This is a genomic window from Tenacibaculum aquaeponti (assembly GCF_057221555.1).
Map to the genome: position 1 here is coordinate 735,508 of NZ_CM170147.1, position 19,398 is coordinate 754,905.

Below are 19,398 nucleotides of genomic sequence, written 5' to 3' on the forward strand. Positions count from 1 at the left end.
AAGGCGGCAAAAGTATCATTTTTTTTATATTTAGGGTAGTAATTAATTAAAAAATACAATAACGATGAAAGCAAAGTATCAAAGTGTTTTAAGCTTAGGTGAACAATTAGAAATTAAAAATGGAGATGTAAAAGAAGAAAATGGAGTTTTACATATTTCTGGTACAGCAAAAAATCAATATGAGAAAAATCTTCTTTGGGATGAAATTAAAAAAGTAGGTGGCGAAGCTCCTGCTGATATTGTTGCTGATATTTCTGTTGAAGATACTTCTGTATATGCTAATCACACTGTACAAAGTGGAGAAACTCTAGGAAAAATAGCAAAACATTACTATGGCGATGCTATGAAATACAAAGAAATTTTTGAAGCTAACACAAATATCTTAAAATCTGCAGATGTAATTCATCCTGGACAAGAGTTAGTTATTCCAAACCTATAACAAATAGAATTACTAACAACTACGATAAAAAAAACCTCGCTATTTCGCGAGGTTTTCTTTTTACTTTAAATACTCAAATGTATTTACCATTTTATATTTCGGACTTCTACTTATAAAATCTCTAAAAAATGCAGTATGGCTTGCTCCCATTAAAATAAAAACTCGATCTTCCTTTGTTAATTTAATCCTGTTTAAATTCGAATACATTCTTAAGTTTCTCTGATAATATTTTGCTGCTTCATCAGCTCCTTCAAAACCGTTTTTTGTACCTGCATGTGTTAACATGTCTGCATTCACTGTAATTAAAAAGTCTAAATATAAATCGTGGTTAGATAATTTTAATTGATCAAGTAAACTTAGGTTATCGCTATTAACTTTAAGGTTTGTATGAAATGGAATTGGGTTTTTATAATATTTATACAACATTTCTTTATCGATCTCATTATTAATTTCTCCTCCAATTTTATAGTTATAACTCATTTTATGATCGATTCCGTAAATTCTTTTAGTTCCAGATAATCTTCCTAATTCATAAGCTAATAATTCCACTTCATTCGGATTTTTAAACTTCATATTTGGATTCTTTACATATTCCTTATATAAAGATTGTAGTTTTTCATCATATTCTGGTCTCATTTCAACTAAAATAACTGTTGGTTTAAACTTAGCAAGCATAGCTGCTATTTTGTGTACAGCTTTTTGATTATCTTTATTATTCTCATCAAATTCAGTTTTGTTTTCATCTGAAGTTTCTCCCATATGAAATGTTCCAAAGTTTAAAACTTCTATCTTCTGAACCTTACTTTCTAACTCTTTTCTATCTGCTTCAAAATTTATGTCTTGACTAAATCCTAATGTTCCTAATAATAATTGCCCTATAGTTAAAATCTTAATTAATTTCATCTTTCTTTATGTTTTTACTGGTTAATAACTTGTTCTAATGTTGTCATTTTAAAATCTACTGAAGCTTTAGCTAAAAAATTTAAAATTGGTAAATGACCTGCGCCTATCAATACGAAAACTTTATCTTCTCCTGGAATATTAATATTTAGTAAGTTTTGAAATATTCTTAAATTTCTACTATACCACCATATTGCTTTATCTGCTCCGTAATAATCATTTTTTTCACCTTCTCCCATCTTAAAATCACCGATCAAATAGTGTCCGTGACTTTGATTTACGACATCTTTATTATTTAAAACTCTAAAAAATTCTAATAAGCTTACCTCTGTTTTTAACTTGTCTTCTTTTTCATATAAACTGAAATACGTTTTATCTATATTCATTTCTCTTTTTAACATTTTCCCACCTGCCTTATTAATAAAATAAGCTTGTTTTTCTTTGTGTTCTTTTTCCGTTAAATCACTTTTAAAATTTCTAGCAGAAGCATCTATAGCATATATTTTTTTGTGACCTAGCAATTTCCCCAACCTGAATCCTATTTGATAAATTTCATTCGATTTCAGTTTAAAATTTCCTTTTAAATAAGCATTGTATAAAGAATCTAACTTTTTTTGTTTTGATGCTCTCCACTCTACAGCAATTTTTGTTGGTGCAAATTTTTTAATCGTTTTTAATAGCTCTTTTAATTCTTCTTGTTTTTTTTCAGAGAAAATATTCACTGAATGCTTTTGTTTATATGTGTCTAATCCTGGATTTGCAAAATGAAATGATCCTAAAATAAATACATCTGAAGTTTTAATTTCTTTAAAATGTTCTTCTATTAATTTTTTCTGACTAAAGACTGTTTGACCTAGCAAACAGATTGTGACTATAATAATTCTGATATACATGAGGTATGATTTTTAAATTCAACACTTCAAAAGTATTTTTAATCTAACCCGCATTTTTTAAAATTCCACTAAGTACATTTTCTACAGTATAAACTCCTTGTTTTTTTACACTTTCGATTTCGTTGTGTAGTTTTTGGAGTTCATCCTAAAAAACAGGAATTAGATGGTAAACTAACTTTGCAACGTAACTTTAATAACTACATTTGAAGTATGGAAATAAAGAATCAACTTAAATATCACTTCCTTTTTGGTTTTGTTCTTGTGTTTATGAACATCTTCAGGAAGTATGTAACACTAGGGCATGAAACTTTTATAAATCAGTTTAATGTTTTCGGAATTGTTTTAACTACTACTTATTTTATTACTTTTTTTAGTGTTTACGTCTTAAATATTAAAGTAATTTGTCCGAAGACTTTAGCGAAAAGAAATCTTTCCTATTTCTTTATAGGACAAATTTCTTTATTCTTTATTTTTCCAATAATTCGTTATTTTTTAGAAGAAATCATTTTATACTCAATAACAGGATTTCACAACTATTCTGAGCAAAGTCGTACTTTTTGGTATTATATTTTCGATAATTCATACTATAGTTTAAAAGTTATTCTTTTTAGTACGTTTATCTATTTACTTTTTGTGTTTTTAAAAAATAAGGATAAAATTTACTTGTTAGAATTAGAACAACAAAAAGCAGAATTAGGTGCTTTAAAAAACCAATTAGAACCTCACTTTTTATTCAATACACTTAATGTTTTTTATTCTGAATTAGCAGATACACAACCAAAAACAGCTAAAGGAATTCATAAATTGTCAGAATTGTTACGCTATTTAACTTACGAAGCGCAAAAGGACTATATGCCTTTACATAATGAGATTAAGTTTATTAAAGATTATATGTATTTCTATGAAAAACGTTTTGAAGATAATTTATTTGTAAACTTATCTATTAAAGGAGAAATTGGTAACCAAGAAATCCCTTCGTTAATGCTTATTCATTTTATTGAAAATATTTTCAAACACGGAATAGTTAATGATCCGAGTTTTCCTGCAGAAATAAACATTGAAGTAACAGAAAATCATTTGGAATTAAAAACTAAAAATAAAATTGCTTTCGTTAAACATTATAGTTCTAAAGGAATTGGTAGAGAAAATTTAAAAAAGCGTTTATCTCTTTTATTTGATAATAATTATATTTTTGATTTTACTGAAAATGATGTAGAATACAGTACTCATTTACAAATCCCTTTAAAAAAATAAATGCGATGCAAAAGTTAAGATGTTTATTAGTTGATGATGAAGCTCCTGCAATTCGATTATTAGAATCGTATGTAAAAAAAGTTCCTTTTTTAGAATTAATTGCCGCTACTACAAACCCAATAGAAGCTTTAGGCATTATTGAAAAAGAAGAGTTAGATGTAATATTTCTTGATATTCAAATGCCCACCATAACAGGAATACAATTATCTAAAATCATAAAAGATAAAATTAATGTGATCTTCACAACTGCTTATCCGCAATTTGCTATAGAAAGTTACGAGTTAAATGCAGTTGATTATCTTTTAAAACCTTTTGAGTTTGAACGTTTTTATAGCGCTATTTTAAAAGTGAAACCTAATGAAATTCAAAATACAACAACAAACAGTGGTCAGTTTACCTTTATAAAAACTGATGGAAAAAATAATTTTGAGCGAATTTATACCAAAGATATTATTTATGTTGAAAGCTTAAAAAATTACGTTTCTATTCATACTAAAGAAAACCAAATTATTACTTACAATACTTTAAAACATTTTGAAAATGAGCTTTCTTCAAAACAATTTGTAAAAATTCATAAATCATATATTGTAGCTTTAGAACATGTAATTAAAACTGATTCTTTAACTGTTTATTTATCTAACGGAAATAACCTTCCTATTGGAGATACTTATAAAAAGCAATTCTTCGATAGTATCAACAAGTTTATACTATAAAAAGAGGCAATAAACCTCACATATTACCTCTTTTAAAACAAGTTGAGTTTAAACAAATCTAAAAATTCTGTTTTATGATTTTTGCTCCATTACAGCATAGTAAAAAGCTATACCTACTGGAGAACCAGCCGCAACGAATCCTGATGAAACTAACTCTGCTGAAATTCCTCTAGGAAATTTCTTTCTTAACTTAGCTATTGCATCATCTATTGCTTTATTAATATCTGAAGAATTATAAGCATAACCAGTAACTTGATTATCATTTGTAGCTGCTTTTGCTAATAATTCTATGTTTGGAGTTTTATCTAAAGTCTCCATTACATCATGAATTGCTATTCTTTCTGTTCCATTAGCTGTTTGAAATTGAATATAATCTAAATCTGTTGAATAAGGAACAGTTTTCTGAACTGTATAAGGGAAATATCCAATTGCAGCACATGGACTCCCTACAACCATATATATAGGTGGGTAAATTGTAGCCATAGATGGAGTAATTTCTATATTACAATAACCTTCTTCATGTCCTTTAGCTACTATAGTAACTTTATTATCATTTCCAATTCTGTATGCATACACAGATTCTGGGTATAAAATTTGAGAATTCATTTTTTTTATTTGTAGGTTAATTAATAATTATCGAGTAGCTACTTCGAGTTTTACAGAGCTTAACTCTCTATAATATTGCACATTACAAAATTGAGCTTTTTGCAAAGTTTTTAGAAAAAAAAGGTGATATATGTATTTTTTTTGTGTTTAAACGATAAAAAAAAGAGCACAAGTGTATTTCGGCATCATTATTGTTAACATATATTTAACTAAAAACTATTACAATGGAGGTATCAACTACTATTAATCTGGAGGGGGATATTGCTATGAACAGTTAAGAAAAAGATTAAGAAAATTAAAAACCGAAACACTAAATATGTTTCGGTTTTTTAATGATAAAAATTTAAAAATAAAAAAACCACATTATAACAATGCGGCCTTTTAGTAATCTTCAAATAACGATCTTATTTCTATCTTCTACTTCTTACTACTCTAGATCTTGAAGTATTTCCTTTTAATCTATTAGAACTTACATTTCTAGTAACTTTAGTTTTTGTTCTTGTAGAGTTTCCTCTATTATTATATCTCGTATTTTGAGCCCTTTTTACTGTACTTGCTGTTCTTGTTTCAGAGTAACCTCTTGTCTTTTTAGGTTGAACTTTTCTTGTAACGCTTTTGTATGTTCTACTCTTAGAATTAGATTTGTTCGCTACAGAATTTCTATTTCTTGTATTAACTTGAGCTCTATTTCTAGAAATGTTTCTAGTTGTTCCTCTATCTCTAGAAACTATTCTTGTGTTTCTAGTAATAGTACGAGATCTATCAATACTTCTATTCGTATTTCTAGCTACTCTAGAGCTGTTTCTGTTAATTCTACTGTAATTACGATCATTTCTTTGATACATAGTTCTTCTATTATCTCTAGATCTATATCTTACATTTCTAGCATTAGCTACCCTTCTACCTCTATTGAAGTTTGTTACCGTTGCGCCTGGTCTACAGTAAGCTCTATTTCTGTAAGATCTTGCATAATAGCCATTGTAATAATTGTTTCTATATACTGAATAAGAAAATCTGTATGGTGAATAAAATCTTCTATAAGGACGATCCCAAACTACACATCTATCTACTACTGGTACAGAAAAATATCTGTGATAAGGCCTGTATACATAATATCTGTTATAATTATTAATATAACCTGAACAGTTTAAAAAATCTCCATAAGTATTATAGTTTACAAATAATCCTCCAACTCTAGATACTCGTCCCCAACGATTGTAACGTATGAAAACATCTCCTGCTTGAGCAATTCTTCCGTAGTGGTCATAAAAAATTGGAATATCTTCAATTTGTACTACTGCTCCATAATCATCATATTGTACGAATGGATCGTAATTGTAACCTGAATTAAAGCTAATATTAACTCCTGGTCCATTAACGTTTATGTTTACGCCTCCTCTTGAATTATTTAAATAAAAATCGAATTGTCCGTCTGGATATACAGCAAACTCTACTCCTCCTTCGTTAAAGATGAATGATTTACCGTAATTATAATAACGTGCTGTTGTATTTGCACTCGTTTCTGACGCATTAGCTGAAAATATTGCTAATAAAATTCCCGTAACTAGTAAAACAAATTTCTTCATACTATTTGATTTTAAATGCATATCATTATTTTGATATACACTTACATAATACCAAGTAGTGTGCCAAAAAATTAAATTTCACATATTCTTAAAGTTAACAAGCTTTATTTTATTTGTATTTTCTCTTACGTCCTAAAACCTAACAGCTTTAAAATCAATAAAAAACATTATTTAATAATATACTAAGATTTTAATCACTTTTATTATTCAAGGATTGTATTATCATCTTCTAATACTTGTCTTACAAAGTTTTTATCAATATTGTAATTATTCAACTCCATTCTTTCTAGGAATTTTTTCGGAAATTTAATATTGTGTTCAGTCAAATAGTGATTTAACCATTTTGGCCAAATCCAATATCCATCTGAAAAATAATTGATTGGACCAGCGGGTTTATTACAAATTTCACATTGTTGAATAGTTGAAACTGTAGAAACTTTATAGCCATTATTCAGGTATTTTAAAATTTTATCTTTATTTTTTATTAAATCAGAACTTAATGCATCTTGATTAATTTTTCCATCTATTAAAATAAAATTTAAAATATCTTTTATTATATATTCCTTGTTCATTATAACTTAAATCCCCAAAAAAATGTCCTCTTAATAATTTCTATATTGTTTTGATTGTTCAAAAACAGTTGAAAGAATTTTATGCTCTTGTTCATCATAAACAACATTTCTTCTTTTCATAACCACTTCTGCAACTTCACTTACCTTACTCATTTTGTACTCAGTAAAACCAGAAGCACCTCCCCAACTAAATGATGGTATAAAGTTTCTAGGAAATCCGCTCCCAAAAATATTAGCAGAAACTCCTACAACTGTCCCTGTATTAAACATTGTATTAATCCCACATTTAGAGTGATCTCCCATAATTAAACCACAAAACTGCAATCCTGTTTTAGCAAATCTACCTGTTTCATAATTCCATAATCTAACTTCTGCATAATTATTTTTCAAGTTAGAATTATTTGTATCTGCCCCTAAATTACACCATTCTCCTAACACAGAATTTCCTAAATAACCATCATGACCTTTGTTAGAATTACCAAAAAACACTGAATTATTTACCTCTCCTCCTACTTTACAAGACGGTCCTAAAGTAGTAGCTCCGTATATTTTAGCTCCTAGCTTTAAGACTGAGTTCTCACACATTGCTAAAGCGCCTCGAACCATAACACCCTCCATAATTTCAGCATTTTTCCCAATATAAATTGGTCCTGTGGTAGCATTTAAAGTTGCAAAAGTTAATTTAGCTCCTTCCTCTATAAAAATATTTTCTTTTCCAATACATTGAACTGTATCTGGAATAGGTTGAGATTCTCTTCCTTCTGTTAATAATTCGAAGTCTTGACGAATAGCTACATCATTATTAGAGAAAATATCCCAGGTATTATTAATTTTTATAATATTCTCTTCAAACTCTATTTGTGTATAATTATTAAAATCAACTTCTTCTTGTTCTATTACACTATAAAAAGCAATAACATCTTCTCCTTTAAAAATAGCTTCATTCTTCTTTAATTTTTTTACCATATCTACTAATTCAGAAGTTGGCAAAAAAGAAGCGTTTAACATAATATTCTCTTCCATTTCTACCATAGGATATTTATCTTCTAAATATTCTTCTGTTATTGTAGTTGTTGTTAATCCTAAATACTTTTCCCATTTTTCTCTAATCGTTAAAATACCTACTCTTATATCTGCAACTGGTCTTGTATAAGTAAAAGGTAAAAGAGAAGTTCTCACATCTCCATCAAATAAGATATAATTCATTTTAATTATTTTTTTGAAGTAGCACAAACTTACAATAAAAAACCGATTGTTATTTACAATCGGTTTTTATATAATTATATAAATTCATATTACTTTTTTAAAATCTTTTTCATTCCTAATTTATCTTCAGATTCTAAAATAAGTGTATAAAAACCTGCTCCTATTTCTGAAAAATCTATTTCTTTATCTAACTGAGAAATTTTTCCTGATTTAATTATTCTACCTGAGAAATCGTAAACTTTAATTTTAGCAGAATTTACATCGAAAGGTAATTTAATTTGTATATTATTTGATACTGGATTTGGAAACGCTTCAAAAATTAAAGTTTCAAATTCTTCTTTTCCTAAAGTAACACCTAAAGTAGTTGCTCCTCTGTTTGAACCTCCATGATAACCATATGTCGTTGATGTTCCAAATGCCCAAATAATATCTATACTTCCTACATTATTACTAAAAATAAAGTCATTAGAATCACCAGTATTATTTGCTCTTGTTGCTGTTATTGTTCTAATACCTCCCGAGACGGTATTAGAAACTAAGTTCCAATCTTGACTTGCATCAGCTGGAGGCAATTGATTACCTACAGTTTTAGCATCTGTGATTGTTGTTCCATCTGTTCTGAATACATCTGTACTACTAAACATATTAGTAGCATTATTATCAAATCCAACTGCAAACCAAGCATTAGAAGGTCCTGTTAAAATTAAAGTTGTTGTTGTAGCATCCGTTTCAATATTTACACTTAAATCATCTTTTAAAACTTGAGTTCCTGTAGAAAAAGTTTGAGCAAATGTTATATTAGAAATTAATATAATGATGACGAGTAATTTTCTTACCATAATTTAGCTTTTAAATAGAGTTAATAATTTTTGATTGTTTTTTAAAGTTGCATAATCTTTAGCTGTATTACCTCGATTATCTTTTATATCGTATTTAGCACCAGATTTAATCAATTTTTCAGCAATTTGGTTAAGATTAAAAATTACAGCATAATGTAAAGCAGTAGTTCCATTAGAATCTGAAATATTAACATCTGCTTCGTGAGATAATAAATATGTTACTAATTCTTCATTCTTTTTTACAACTGAAGCCATTAACGCTGTTCCATAACCATTATTCAAATTAATATTACTGGATTTATCTACTATATATTTAGCTACATCATTATTTCCACTGTAACATGCCAAAATGAGCGGTGTATAACCCGCCATATTTTTTTTATCAATTAATTCAGGTTTTTCTTTTAAAATTTTTTTCATTTCTACTAAACTCCCAGATCTAGCTACAGAAAAAACATCTTTATTTTCTTCCTGTGAATATGAACTTATACTTAATAATAAAAAAAGAGTAAATTGTAATATTCTATAGTTTTTCATTTCTTATAAATTGGTAATAGTTTTTATTAAATTAAACATCAGGAATGAAAATAAATAAAAACCTGATTTTAATTAAATTAAATCTGTTTAAGAAGAAAAAAACAAGGTTAAAAAGGAAAAAACAGCTTTGAAAATTACGTTAAATATTGGTTAATTAATTTTTTATTTTGTCGTCTCTCCAAATAGGAATATTTTTAATCATAATTTTGTCTTATGAAAAAAACTCTATTTACAATTCTTTCAATTATTTTATTAATAGCTGTGGCTTATTACACTTTTATTTATTACGTTCCATACAGTGAAGGTGTTCGTTCTGGAGAGTTAATAAAATTTAGCAGAAAAGGAATTACTATTAAAACATGGGAAGGAGAAATTAGTCAAGGTATCTCTGGAGCTCAAATTTTCAGTTTTTCAGTTGAAGATAAAGAAAAAGAAGCTATCAAAAATCTTCAAAAATATCAAGGTCGATATGTAAAACTAACCTATAAAGAAAGATTTGGAAAGTTTTTTTGGCTTGGTGATACTAAATATTTTATAACTAAAGTAGAAGAAGAAAACTCTCCTCACTTTAGTGGTTTAAGATCTAAGAAAGATGAATAAAACATACAAACACGTAGAAGATACGAGAATTACAATCTCTGAATTAATGTTACCCTCTCATGCTAACTTTAGTGGAAAAATTCATGGAGGTTATATTTTAAACTTAATGGATCAAATTGCTTTTGCTTGTGCATCTAAATATTCTTCAACATACTGTGTTACTGCTTCTGTAGATACTGTAGATTTTTTAAATCCTATTGAAGTTGGTGAGCTAGTAACCATGAAAGCCTCTATTAACTATGTAGGAAAAACTTCTATGGTAGTAGGAATTAGAGTTGAATCACAACATATTCAATCAGGAAATGTAAAACATTGCAATTCTTCATATTTTACTATGGTTGCAAAAGATGATAATGGAAAAAATGTACCTGTACCTGGTTTAATTTTAAATAATGAGTTGGAAATAAGGCGTTTTTTAAAAGCAATAAAACGCACAGAAATGAAAAAGATAAGACAAAATGAATTTGATAGAGATGATTTTATTCCAGAGAATTATTTAAAAGACTTAAAAAAATATAACGTGAAAATTGAGTTAAATGGTTGAAATAATAGATCTCAGCCAAGAGATATATGAAGGAATGCCTGTATTTAAAAGTTTACCACAAGTAAAAATGCAGGTACATAATACGCATGAAGAATGGAATAACGAGATTAATCCTACAACCAAAACTCCTGCTGTATACAAATTAGAACTTGGAGAGCATACAGGTACTCATGTTGACGCTATAAATCACATGGCAAAAGAACATGTCGGAAAATCTATTGATACTATGCCTTTATCCATGTTTTATACTGAAGGAATATGTTTAGATCTTTCTTACAAAGGGTTTAAAGAATTAATTACTTCAGATGATTTGGAAAAAGCATTAGAGAAAGAAAGTTTATCTATAAATAAAGGAGACACTGTTTTAATTTATACAGATCATTATAGAAAAGCTTTCAATACTGAAAATTGGGAAAACGGACCTGGAATAACCGCTGAATGTACAAAATGGTTAGGAAGTCAGGAAATTTCAGCATTTGGCGTAGAAACTATGTCACCAGGAGTTCCAAAAATTTCAAATAAAGAAGTACATTATATCTGTGGAAAAATGGGATTTACTCATTATGAAAACATGATCAATCTTCATAAGCTTGTTGGTAGAGGAAGATTCCGTTTTATAGCATTACCTTTAAAAATAAGAGGTGGTACTGGTTCACCCGTAAGAGCTGTTGCCATTTTTAACGAATAAAAAAAGTCAAAGTTTATTTAAACTTTGACTTTTTTTATATTATTTGTTGTTATCTACCAACGAATCACAACTGATCCCCAAGTAAACCCACTACCAAAGGCTGCTAAAACAACTAAATCATCTTCCTTTATTTTATCATTCTCCCATGCTTCTGTTAAAGCAATAATAATAGAAGCTGCAGTAGTATTACCATAATGCATAATATTATTATAAACTTTATCATTAGATAGTCCGAACTTCTTTTGAATAAATTGAGCAATTCTTAAGTTAGCTTGATGAGGAATTAACATATCAATATCTTCTTTCTCTAATCCATTTGCAGTTAATCCTTCAATTATAGCTTCAGAGAAACGAACTACAGCATGTTTAAATACAAACTGTCCATTCATATGTGGATAATAAGAAGTGTCTTCTGGATCATTAGCTTCAATTATTTCGGGAACCCAACGATTTGTTGATGGTCCTATTAAAGCTAGCTCTCTTGCATGTTTACCTTCAGAATGTAAATGAGAAGATAAAATACCTTTCCCCTTTTCTTCTGTTCTAGATAATACTGCTGCTCCAGCTCCATCACCAAAAATTACAGTAACACCCCTACCTCTTGTTGATTTTTCTAAACCTCCTGAATGATTTTCGGACCCAATTACAAGAATGTTTTTATACATACCTGTTTTAATAAATTGATCTGCAACTGATAAAGAATAAATAAAGCCAGAACATTGGTTACGCACATCTAATGCGCCAATAGTAGGCATATCTAACATGTCTTGAATTTGTACTCCACCACCTGGGAAATACATATCTGGACTTAAAGTAGCAAAAATGATAAAATCAATATCATCTTTAGTTAATCCAGCTCTTTCAATAGCTATTCTAGCAGCCTTAGCTCCCATAACAGCTGTAGTATCTTCAGTTTTAGGGTCAATCCAACGACGTTCTTTAATTCCTGTTCTTTCTTGAATCCATTCATCACTTGTCTCCATCCATTGGGTTAAATCGTCATTAGTAACAACATTTTCAGGAACATAATATCCTAAACCCGTAATTTTTGAATTATACATATGTAAAGTTATAATTTTGTTGTTTGCAAATAAAAAGCCTGTAAAAGTATGAATTTTATCATTTTTCTACAAAAATGTTAAAAGACAAAATTCATAAAATGCCATCATGTCAGTAGAATAACGATGAACTTAAACTCGAATGAAAATAAAAACTTTTTATTTGCTATATTTTTTTTACCTTTATTTATCGCCTCAATTTTTAAGATAAAAACAAAAATTTATCACACTAGTTTAATGAACTACAAAAAAGCAATACAAATTATTTTTTTGATTTTAGCTGCAGAAATTATTTATGCATTGCCTTTTGTTTTACTTAGAATTTTTAGGCCAACATTTTTAAATGCTTTTAACATTACCAATAAAGATATTGGAATTTGTTATACTTTATATGGAATTACAGCAATGATTTCTTACTTTTTTGGAGGCCTTATTGCTGATAAATTTCAATTAAAGTATTTAATGAGCATTGCTTTATTTTTAACTGGTTTAGGTGGGTTTGCTTGGGTTTACTACCCTTTTCTTTCAACTTTATATATATTATACATTTACTGGGGAATTACAACAATACTTCTATTTTGGTCTCCATTAGTTAAAGCAACTCGTCTTTGGGGTGGTAAAAAAAATCAAATTCTCGGTTTTGGATTATTAGAAGGTGGTAGAGGAATTGTAGCTGCTTTAATAGGCACAATGGGAGTAGTTATTTTATCATCTATTACTGATGAAAGTTATTCTAAATTATTTTTACAAAGTGCTATGAATAAAGTTTATTTAATAACTTCTGCACTAATAATGTTAGTCGCTTTTTTAATGTTATTACTTCCTAATTTTGGTGATCATTCCAAAATAAAAACAAATAATAAACATCAATATAACATATTAAAAGCTTTACGTTATCCTGTTATATGGATATTAATGATTATTGTTTTAACTTCATATATAGGCTTTAGAATTGCTGATATTTTCACACAATATGCTAGTGAAATTTATGGATATAATTCTAAAGAATCTGCTGAATTAGGAACTTTTATATCGTATATAAGACCTGTTATTTGTTTACTTGTAATATTCTTTGCCAAAAATTCTAATCCTTCTAAATGGTTGGTTATTGGTTTTTCTACAATGGTTTTAGGTAGTTTGCTTTTTATTTTTAATATATATATCCCACATTTCACTTTACTACTTCCTTTAATAAGTTCTTTAATTGGAGCTTACACTTTAAGAGTTTTATATTTTACTGTGTTAGAAGAAGCTAGAATTCCTATTACCATGACTGGTACAGTTGTGGGTATTTTATCTGTTGTTGGTTTTTCTCCTGATGTTTTTTTAGGTCCAATTGAAGGTTATTATTTGGATGAAGTTGGAGGTGTCTTGGCTTATCAATACTTATTTATTTTCTTCTTAGTTAGCTCTTTAATAGGTTTATTTGCTTCTATATTATTTAACGATTCTTTAAAATCAAAAAATAAATTCCTGTCAACCTGACATTTTTTTAATATTTGGTATTTTTTTTGAAAAGCTAACCTTGAAAATTTAGAATAAAAAATCAAACACATATTATTATGAGTAAAGGAAGTATTAATGTATCGGTGGAAAATATTTTCCCGCTAATTAAAAAATTCTTGTATTCAGATCATGAAATTTTCTTACGTGAGTTAATTTCAAATGCTACAGATGCAACAACTAAACTAAAACATTTAATTTCTATTGGAGAAGCTAAAGTTGAATATGGCAATCCACAAATAGAAATTAAAATCGACAAAGAAAATAAAACGCTTCATATCATAGATCAAGGTTTAGGTATGACAGCAGAAGAAGTTGAAAAATACATCAATCAGATTGCTTTTTCTGGTGCTGAAGAGTTTTTAGAAAAATATAAAGACTCTAATAATGAAACTGGTGTAATTGGTCACTTCGGATTAGGTTTCTACTCTGCATTTATGGTTGCAGATAAAGTTGAAATAATTACAAAGTCTTTTAAAGAAGAAACTGCTGCGCACTGGACTTGTGATGGTTCTCCTGAATACACTTTAGAAGCACATGATAAAACAGAAAGAGGAACGGAAATTATTCTTCATATTTCTGAAGATGAAAAAGATTTCTTAGAAGATTCTAAAATCTCTGGATTATTAACGAAATACAACCGTTTTAACCAAATTCCAATTAAATTCGGAACTAAAACTGAAACGTTACCATTACCTGAAGGTGCTGCTGAAGATGCTAAACCAGAAACAAAAGAAGTTGATAACATCATCAACAATACAAATCCAGCTTGGACAAAAAAGCCTGCTGATTTAGAAGATCAAGATTATAAAAACTTCTACAGAGAATTGTATCCAATGCAATTCGAAGAACCTTTATTCAATATTCACTTAAATGTTGATTATCCATTTAACTTAACTGGTATTTTATATTTCCCGCGTTTATCTCAAAACATGGATATTCAAAAGGATAAAATTCAATTATACCAAAACCAAGTATTTGTAACAGATAATGTAGAAGGAATTGTTCCTGATTTCTTACAAATGCTAAAAGGAGTTATTGATTCTCCAGATATTCCATTAAACGTTTCTCGTTCTTATTTACAAGCAGATGGAGCGGTAAAGAAAATTTCTGGTTATATTACTAAAAAAGTAGCTGATAAACTTTCTTCTTTATTCAAAAAAGATCGTGAAGATTTCGAACAAAAATGGAACGATATTAAGGTAATTATAGAATATGGTATGTTATCTGAAGATAAATTCTTCGATAAAGCTAAGAAGTTTGCCTTATACCCTACCGTAAATGATACTTTTTTTACTTACGAAGAGTTAGTTGAGAAAACAAAAAACTCTCAAACTGATAAAGATGGAAATCATATCATTTTATACGCAGCAAATAAAGATGCTCAACACAGTTACATTGAAGACGCTAAAGCAAAAGGATACGAGGTTTTATTATTAGACTCTCCAATTGTTTCGCATTTAATGCAAAAATTAGAAACATCTTCTGGCGATGCTAAATTACAATTTAAGCGTGTAGATGCAGACCATGTAGATAATTTAATTAAGAAAGATGATACTGTAATTTCTAAACTTTCAGATGAAGAAAAAGAGAAATTAAAACCAGTTATAGAAGGTGCTGTTAACAATTCAAGTTATACAGTTCAATTAGAAGCTATGGATTCTACTGCTTCTCCATTCTTAATTACTGTTCCAGAATTTATGCGTAGAATGAAAGAAATGAGTGCAACTGGTGGCGGAATGATGGGAATGGGTAATATGCCAGAAATGTATAACCTTGTGGTAAATACAAATCATGAATTAGTATCTGATATTTTAAATGCCGATGAATCAAAACAAAAAGAATTAATTTCTCAAGCTTTTGATTTAGCTAAATTATCTCAGAACTTATTACATGGTGAAGAATTAACAAACTTTATTAAACGTTCTTATAGTTTAATTAAATAAGGTTAAAACTTTTATAAAACTATAAAAATCTCTTTGTGAATAACGAAGAGATTTTTTTATTTCTTAAAAATTAAAAATCCAAAACATTAAGGAATATTATAAACCTTTTAATGTAACATTAATAGATGATAAAAGAATTGCGATAAGTATGTATTAATTTAAAAGAAAGAACTATTTTATATGATCGTCATAAAAATATTTTAATTCAAAATTTAGACTCATTACTTTATAAAGATTAGACTATTTACGAAACGAGTTTTTTTGTAACATTGCGACCTAAACCAATACTAATCTATAAAAACTATGAAAAGCAATTACACTAGTATCAAGTTTAAACAATGGTTAGATAAACTCCAACAAGAAAGTTGGCAATTGGAATTATTAATTTCTGGTTTTGCTGTATTAGGTTTATTCAATGCTTTTTTTCCACTTAGGAAAAGATTAAGAGAAGCTGGTGCTGTAGATAGTCCTTATGAATTTTTCTACTTTGTTTTATTAATATTCAGTTCTATACTTATTTTAAACCTTATTATTCATGTAATCTTAAGAGGTATTTGGATTGGAGCTATTGGTTTACGATATATTTCTGGAGAAATAGATTACGACAAACTAAACTACAGTAAAAAATTCACCAACTATTTAGAAAAAAAAGTAGGTCCGTACGACAAATATGTTTCTAACTTGGAAGATTTATGCAGTATAATTTTTGCTTTAACATTTATCGTTCTATTCTATTTTTTAGCATTCTTCATATGTATAATTATCCCTGGAATAGTTATCGGTTTTTTATTTAGTCCGACTAGTGAACCAACATATACTCAAGAAGTAATTGGTGGTAGTATTATATTTACAATAATAACAGGTGGACTTATTGTTTTCATTGATTTTATAACTCAGGGTGGTTTAAAAAAGAAAAAGTGGACTTCAACTTTATATTTTCCAATTTATAGATTCTTTAGTATTATAACTTTATCTTTTTTATATAGACATTTAGTTTATAATTTTTTAGATAATAAATTCGGAAAACGCATCTTGTTTTTCTTAATTCCAGCTTATTTACTAATAATTACTATAAGTACTATTGAAAATACTCAATCAAATTTTTTTGATAATTACACTCGATCTAATACAAATTACGCATACAAAAACAACTATCTTAATTTACTGGAAGACGATGACTTTGTAAGAGATGTTGCCATACAATCTAGAATTGTAAATGATACTTACTTAAAAGTATTTATTGTGTACAATAGTAGAATTGAAAATATTATTCTAAAAAAGAATAAAACTTTAGTTCCTGAAAAAGACTCTAGAGGAATGAAAAGTAAGATAATAACAATTCGAAGAGCTAAAAACAAGGAAGATTTAAATTCTTTACAAACAGAATATTTAAATACCTTTAAAAAAGTATATAGCCTGATGATTGATGACACAAAAATTGAAACTGATTTTATTGCTACTAAAGTGAACGATTTATTAGGTTTTGAAACCATTCTTCCATTAAAAAATATACCAGAAGGAAAACACAATTTGAGAGTTACAAGAATTAACTTTTCTAAAAAAGATGAATCTGAAATTAATGAAAATATAATTGATATTCCTTTTTGGTATTATAAAAACTAAATTTAACAACACTTTATTTTTACTAAACCAAAACACATAATCACTCATTCGTTGTTTTGGTATTTTGTTATATAATTTAAGTTTGAAAAGATTTAAACTTAAATTATATAACGCTATGAAAAATAAAATTACCTTAGAAATTAAAAAACCTTGCTCACAAAAATTTAGTGAATTTACAAAAACAAATTCTGGTGGTTTCTGTAACTCTTGTAATAAAGAAGTTATAGATTTTACCGGTATGAGTTCTAAAGAAATAATTCAATATTTCAAAAAAAACTCAAATCAAAAAACATGCGGTCAATTTTTAAATCGTCAAATTTCTTCTCCATTTATAGAATATCAAAATAACAAAACAAATCATTTTTTAAAAAGTTTAGGACTAACAATACTTTCTTTATTTACTTATAATAATATTGAAGCTCAACAAATTAAAACTCCTACAGAAATAACTCCTATACAAATTAAAACTAAAGGGGTTAACACTAAACAACCAACATTTAAAGTAAAAGGATTTGTTTCTGATGAAACTGGTCCACTTCCTGGTATTTCTATTTATTTAGAAGGATCTACTATAGGAACAGAAACAAATATTGAAGGACATTTTGATTTTCCTAAAAAGCTAAAGAAAGGAGATGTTTTAATATTTAGCTTTATTGGTATGGATTCTAAAAAAATTGTTATTGAAAACCAGAAATATTTGACTAATTTAGAATTGAATGTCAAAATGGAATCAAATAATTGTTTATTACTAGGAGAAGTGACAGTTAAAAAAGTATTCACTTCTAAAAAGAAATTCTGGAAAAGAAAATTAAAAGAATAATGAAACAGTATATTCTACTTTTAATTTTCTTATTTACTATAAAATTTTATCCGCAAGTTTCAGATTTCAATCATATAAATTTTACCGTAGCCGATAATACAGCAAAATTATTAAAGGGAGAAAGTATTAAAAATCTTCCTTTATTAACTTATAAACTAACCAATAAGTTAAATACAGACGTAGAAAAGTTTAGAGCGATTTATTTTTGGATATGTAATAACATTAGTAATGATCATAATAGTTTTCTAATAATAAGTAAAAAACGTAAAAAATATAAAAACTCACCTAAGAGTTACAAAAAATGGCATAACAAATACAAGAAAAAAGTTTTTAAAAAACTACTAGAACAACAAAAAACAATTTGTACTGGATACGCTTATCTTCTTCAACAAATGGCTTTTATTTCTGGCTTGGAATGTAAGATGATTGATGGATATGGAAGAAACACAAATTCTAATGTAGAAAACCTTGGCATTCCTAATCACACATGGAATGCCATTAAACTAAATAATAAGTGGTATTTATGTGATGCAACTTGGGCTAGCGGATATGCAGATGAAAATTTTAAATTTTTAAATGATTACAATGATGGCTTTTTTTTAACTTCTCCCCTATTATTTGCCAAGAACCATCATCCTATTGATAAAAAATGGTTACTTAATATTAAACAAACTAGTGATCAATTTACTTCTGCTCCACTTATATATAATTCCGCTTATAAATATAAAATAACACCTATTCTTCCAGAAAATCTATATACAAAAGCAACAAAAAATAAATCTTTACAATTTAAATTTAAAACTATAAAACCTGTTAATACAAATAAAATTTCTTTAATCTATTATGATGCTAGTAATACCGAAAAAAAACTTAAACTACGAAATGTCAGAATAAAAAATGATTCATTAAAATTTGAAGCTTTATTTCAAAAAAAGGGAAGTTATGATATTCATTTAAAAATAAATAATGAAATTTTAGTTTCTTATTCTGTTTATGTTGAATAAATAATATAGGTTTTGTTAACATTTAAAGCATCCTTTATTACTTTTCCTATATTTGTTAAGTATCACA

At 27.7% G+C, this 19,398-nt stretch carries 20 protein-coding genes; 11 read left to right on the forward strand and 9 right to left on the reverse strand.

The annotated features are described in order from the left end of the window. Window positions 1–64 precede the first annotated feature (64 nt). A complete protein-coding gene (locus AC2TEO_RS03330) occupies window positions 65–439 on the forward strand; it encodes a LysM peptidoglycan-binding domain-containing protein (RefSeq protein WP_442266745.1) in 375 nt (124 codons plus the stop codon). Between the two features lie 60 nt (window positions 440–499). Here AC2TEO_RS03330 and AC2TEO_RS03335 read toward each other — a convergent pair whose 3' ends face one another. Both AC2TEO_RS03335 and AC2TEO_RS03340 read right to left on the reverse strand, forming a co-directional pair. Beyond that, complete coding sequence (locus tag AC2TEO_RS03335) at window positions 500–1,342, reverse strand: DUF5694 domain-containing protein (protein WP_442266746.1); 843 nt, start codon at window positions 1,340–1,342, stop codon at window positions 500–502. Window positions 1,343–1,356: 14 nt separating this feature from the next. Further along, complete coding sequence (locus AC2TEO_RS03340) at window positions 1,357–2,232, reverse strand: DUF5694 domain-containing protein (protein ID WP_442266747.1); 876 nt, start codon at window positions 2,230–2,232, stop codon at window positions 1,357–1,359. A 210-nt stretch (window positions 2,233–2,442) separates the two neighbouring features. On the opposite strand from AC2TEO_RS03340, the gene AC2TEO_RS03345 reads away from it, so the two are divergent. After that, window positions 2,443–3,486 carry a sensor histidine kinase gene (locus AC2TEO_RS03345; RefSeq protein ID WP_442266748.1) on the forward strand — a complete coding sequence of 348 codons (1,044 nt, stop codon included), beginning with the start codon at window positions 2,443–2,445 and terminating at the stop codon, window positions 3,484–3,486. Window positions 3,487–3,491: 5 nt separating this feature from the next. After that, window positions 3,492–4,199 (forward strand): LytR/AlgR family response regulator transcription factor, encoded by a 708-nt coding sequence (locus tag AC2TEO_RS03350; RefSeq protein WP_442266749.1) that lies wholly within the window; start codon window positions 3,492–3,494, stop codon window positions 4,197–4,199. Between the two features lie 72 nt (window positions 4,200–4,271). On the opposite strand, the gene AC2TEO_RS03355 is transcribed toward AC2TEO_RS03350, so the two are convergent. The 6 genes from AC2TEO_RS03355 to AC2TEO_RS03380 form a co-directional block, all read right to left on the reverse strand. Next, window positions 4,272–4,805 carry a hypothetical protein gene (locus AC2TEO_RS03355; RefSeq protein ID WP_442266750.1) on the reverse strand — a complete coding sequence of 178 codons (534 nt, stop codon included), beginning with the start codon at window positions 4,803–4,805 and terminating at the stop codon, window positions 4,272–4,274. A 410-nt stretch (window positions 4,806–5,215) separates the two neighbouring features. Next, window positions 5,216–6,391 carry a hypothetical protein gene (locus AC2TEO_RS03360; protein ID WP_442266751.1) on the reverse strand — a complete coding sequence of 392 codons (1,176 nt, stop codon included), beginning with the start codon at window positions 6,389–6,391 and terminating at the stop codon, window positions 5,216–5,218. A gap of 203 nt (window positions 6,392–6,594) precedes the next feature. Continuing rightward, window positions 6,595–6,963 carry a hypothetical protein gene (locus AC2TEO_RS03365; protein WP_442266752.1) on the reverse strand — a complete coding sequence of 123 codons (369 nt, stop codon included), beginning with the start codon at window positions 6,961–6,963 and terminating at the stop codon, window positions 6,595–6,597. A gap of 30 nt (window positions 6,964–6,993) precedes the next feature. Next, a complete protein-coding gene (locus AC2TEO_RS03370; RefSeq protein ID WP_442266753.1) occupies window positions 6,994–8,169 on the reverse strand; it encodes a GlmU family protein in 1,176 nt (391 codons plus the stop codon). Window positions 8,170–8,258: 89 nt separating this feature from the next. Next, complete coding sequence (locus AC2TEO_RS03375) at window positions 8,259–9,008, reverse strand: T9SS type A sorting domain-containing protein (protein ID WP_442266754.1); 750 nt, start codon at window positions 9,006–9,008, stop codon at window positions 8,259–8,261. A 3-nt stretch (window positions 9,009–9,011) separates the two neighbouring features. Then, window positions 9,012–9,545: an ankyrin repeat domain-containing protein gene (locus tag AC2TEO_RS03380; protein WP_442266755.1), complete on the reverse strand. Its 534-nt coding sequence runs from the start codon at window positions 9,543–9,545 to the stop codon at window positions 9,012–9,014. Window positions 9,546–9,758: 213 nt separating this feature from the next. Between AC2TEO_RS03380 and AC2TEO_RS03385 the strand changes: the two genes are divergently transcribed. Genes AC2TEO_RS03385 through AC2TEO_RS03395 form a run of 3 tightly spaced genes read left to right on the forward strand, consistent with a single transcriptional unit; the run spans window position 9,759 to window position 11,377 of the window. Beyond that, the gene (locus AC2TEO_RS03385) at window positions 9,759–10,145 is read left to right on the forward strand and encodes a 6-phosphogluconate dehydrogenase (protein WP_442266756.1); all 387 of its coding nucleotides are present in this window, start codon (window positions 9,759–9,761) and stop codon (window positions 10,143–10,145) included. Beyond that, on the forward strand, window positions 10,138–10,689 hold the full coding sequence (locus AC2TEO_RS03390) for an acyl-CoA thioesterase (protein ID WP_442266757.1): 552 nt from the start codon (window positions 10,138–10,140) through the stop codon (window positions 10,687–10,689). Before AC2TEO_RS03385 ends, AC2TEO_RS03390 begins: the two co-directional genes overlap by 8 nt. Beyond that, window positions 10,682–11,377 (forward strand): cyclase family protein, encoded by a 696-nt coding sequence (locus AC2TEO_RS03395; protein ID WP_442266758.1) that lies wholly within the window; start codon window positions 10,682–10,684, stop codon window positions 11,375–11,377. Before AC2TEO_RS03390 ends, AC2TEO_RS03395 begins: the two co-directional genes overlap by 8 nt. 53 nt (window positions 11,378–11,430) lie before the next feature. Here the strand turns inward: AC2TEO_RS03395 and AC2TEO_RS03400 are convergent, their stop codons facing one another. After that, a complete protein-coding gene (locus tag AC2TEO_RS03400; protein ID WP_442266759.1) occupies window positions 11,431–12,438 on the reverse strand; it encodes a 3-oxoacyl-ACP synthase III family protein in 1,008 nt (335 codons plus the stop codon). A 234-nt stretch (window positions 12,439–12,672) separates the two neighbouring features. Here AC2TEO_RS03400 and AC2TEO_RS03405 point away from each other — a divergent pair, with 234 nt between their 5' ends. The 5 genes from AC2TEO_RS03405 (at window position 12,673) to AC2TEO_RS03425 (ending at window position 19,331) form a co-directional block, all read left to right on the forward strand. Beyond that, complete coding sequence (locus tag AC2TEO_RS03405) at window positions 12,673–13,920, forward strand: MFS transporter (RefSeq protein ID WP_442266760.1); 1,248 nt, start codon at window positions 12,673–12,675, stop codon at window positions 13,918–13,920. Window positions 13,921–13,997: 77 nt separating this feature from the next. Next, window positions 13,998–15,884: a molecular chaperone HtpG gene (gene htpG / locus AC2TEO_RS03410; protein ID WP_442266761.1), complete on the forward strand. Its 1,887-nt coding sequence runs from the start codon at window positions 13,998–14,000 to the stop codon at window positions 15,882–15,884. A gap of 303 nt (window positions 15,885–16,187) precedes the next feature. After that, on the forward strand, window positions 16,188–17,507 hold the full coding sequence (locus AC2TEO_RS03415) for a hypothetical protein (RefSeq protein ID WP_442266762.1): 1,320 nt from the start codon (window positions 16,188–16,190) through the stop codon (window positions 17,505–17,507). A gap of 115 nt (window positions 17,508–17,622) precedes the next feature. Then, the gene (locus tag AC2TEO_RS03420) at window positions 17,623–18,327 is read left to right on the forward strand and encodes a carboxypeptidase-like regulatory domain-containing protein (RefSeq protein WP_442266763.1); all 705 of its coding nucleotides are present in this window, start codon (window positions 17,623–17,625) and stop codon (window positions 18,325–18,327) included. Next, window positions 18,327–19,331, forward strand: coding sequence for a transglutaminase domain-containing protein (locus AC2TEO_RS03425; protein WP_442266764.1), 1,005 nt, complete (start codon window positions 18,327–18,329; stop codon window positions 19,329–19,331). The genes AC2TEO_RS03420 and AC2TEO_RS03425 overlap by 1 nt, the downstream gene beginning before the upstream one ends. Window positions 19,332–19,398: the final 67 nt, after the last annotated feature.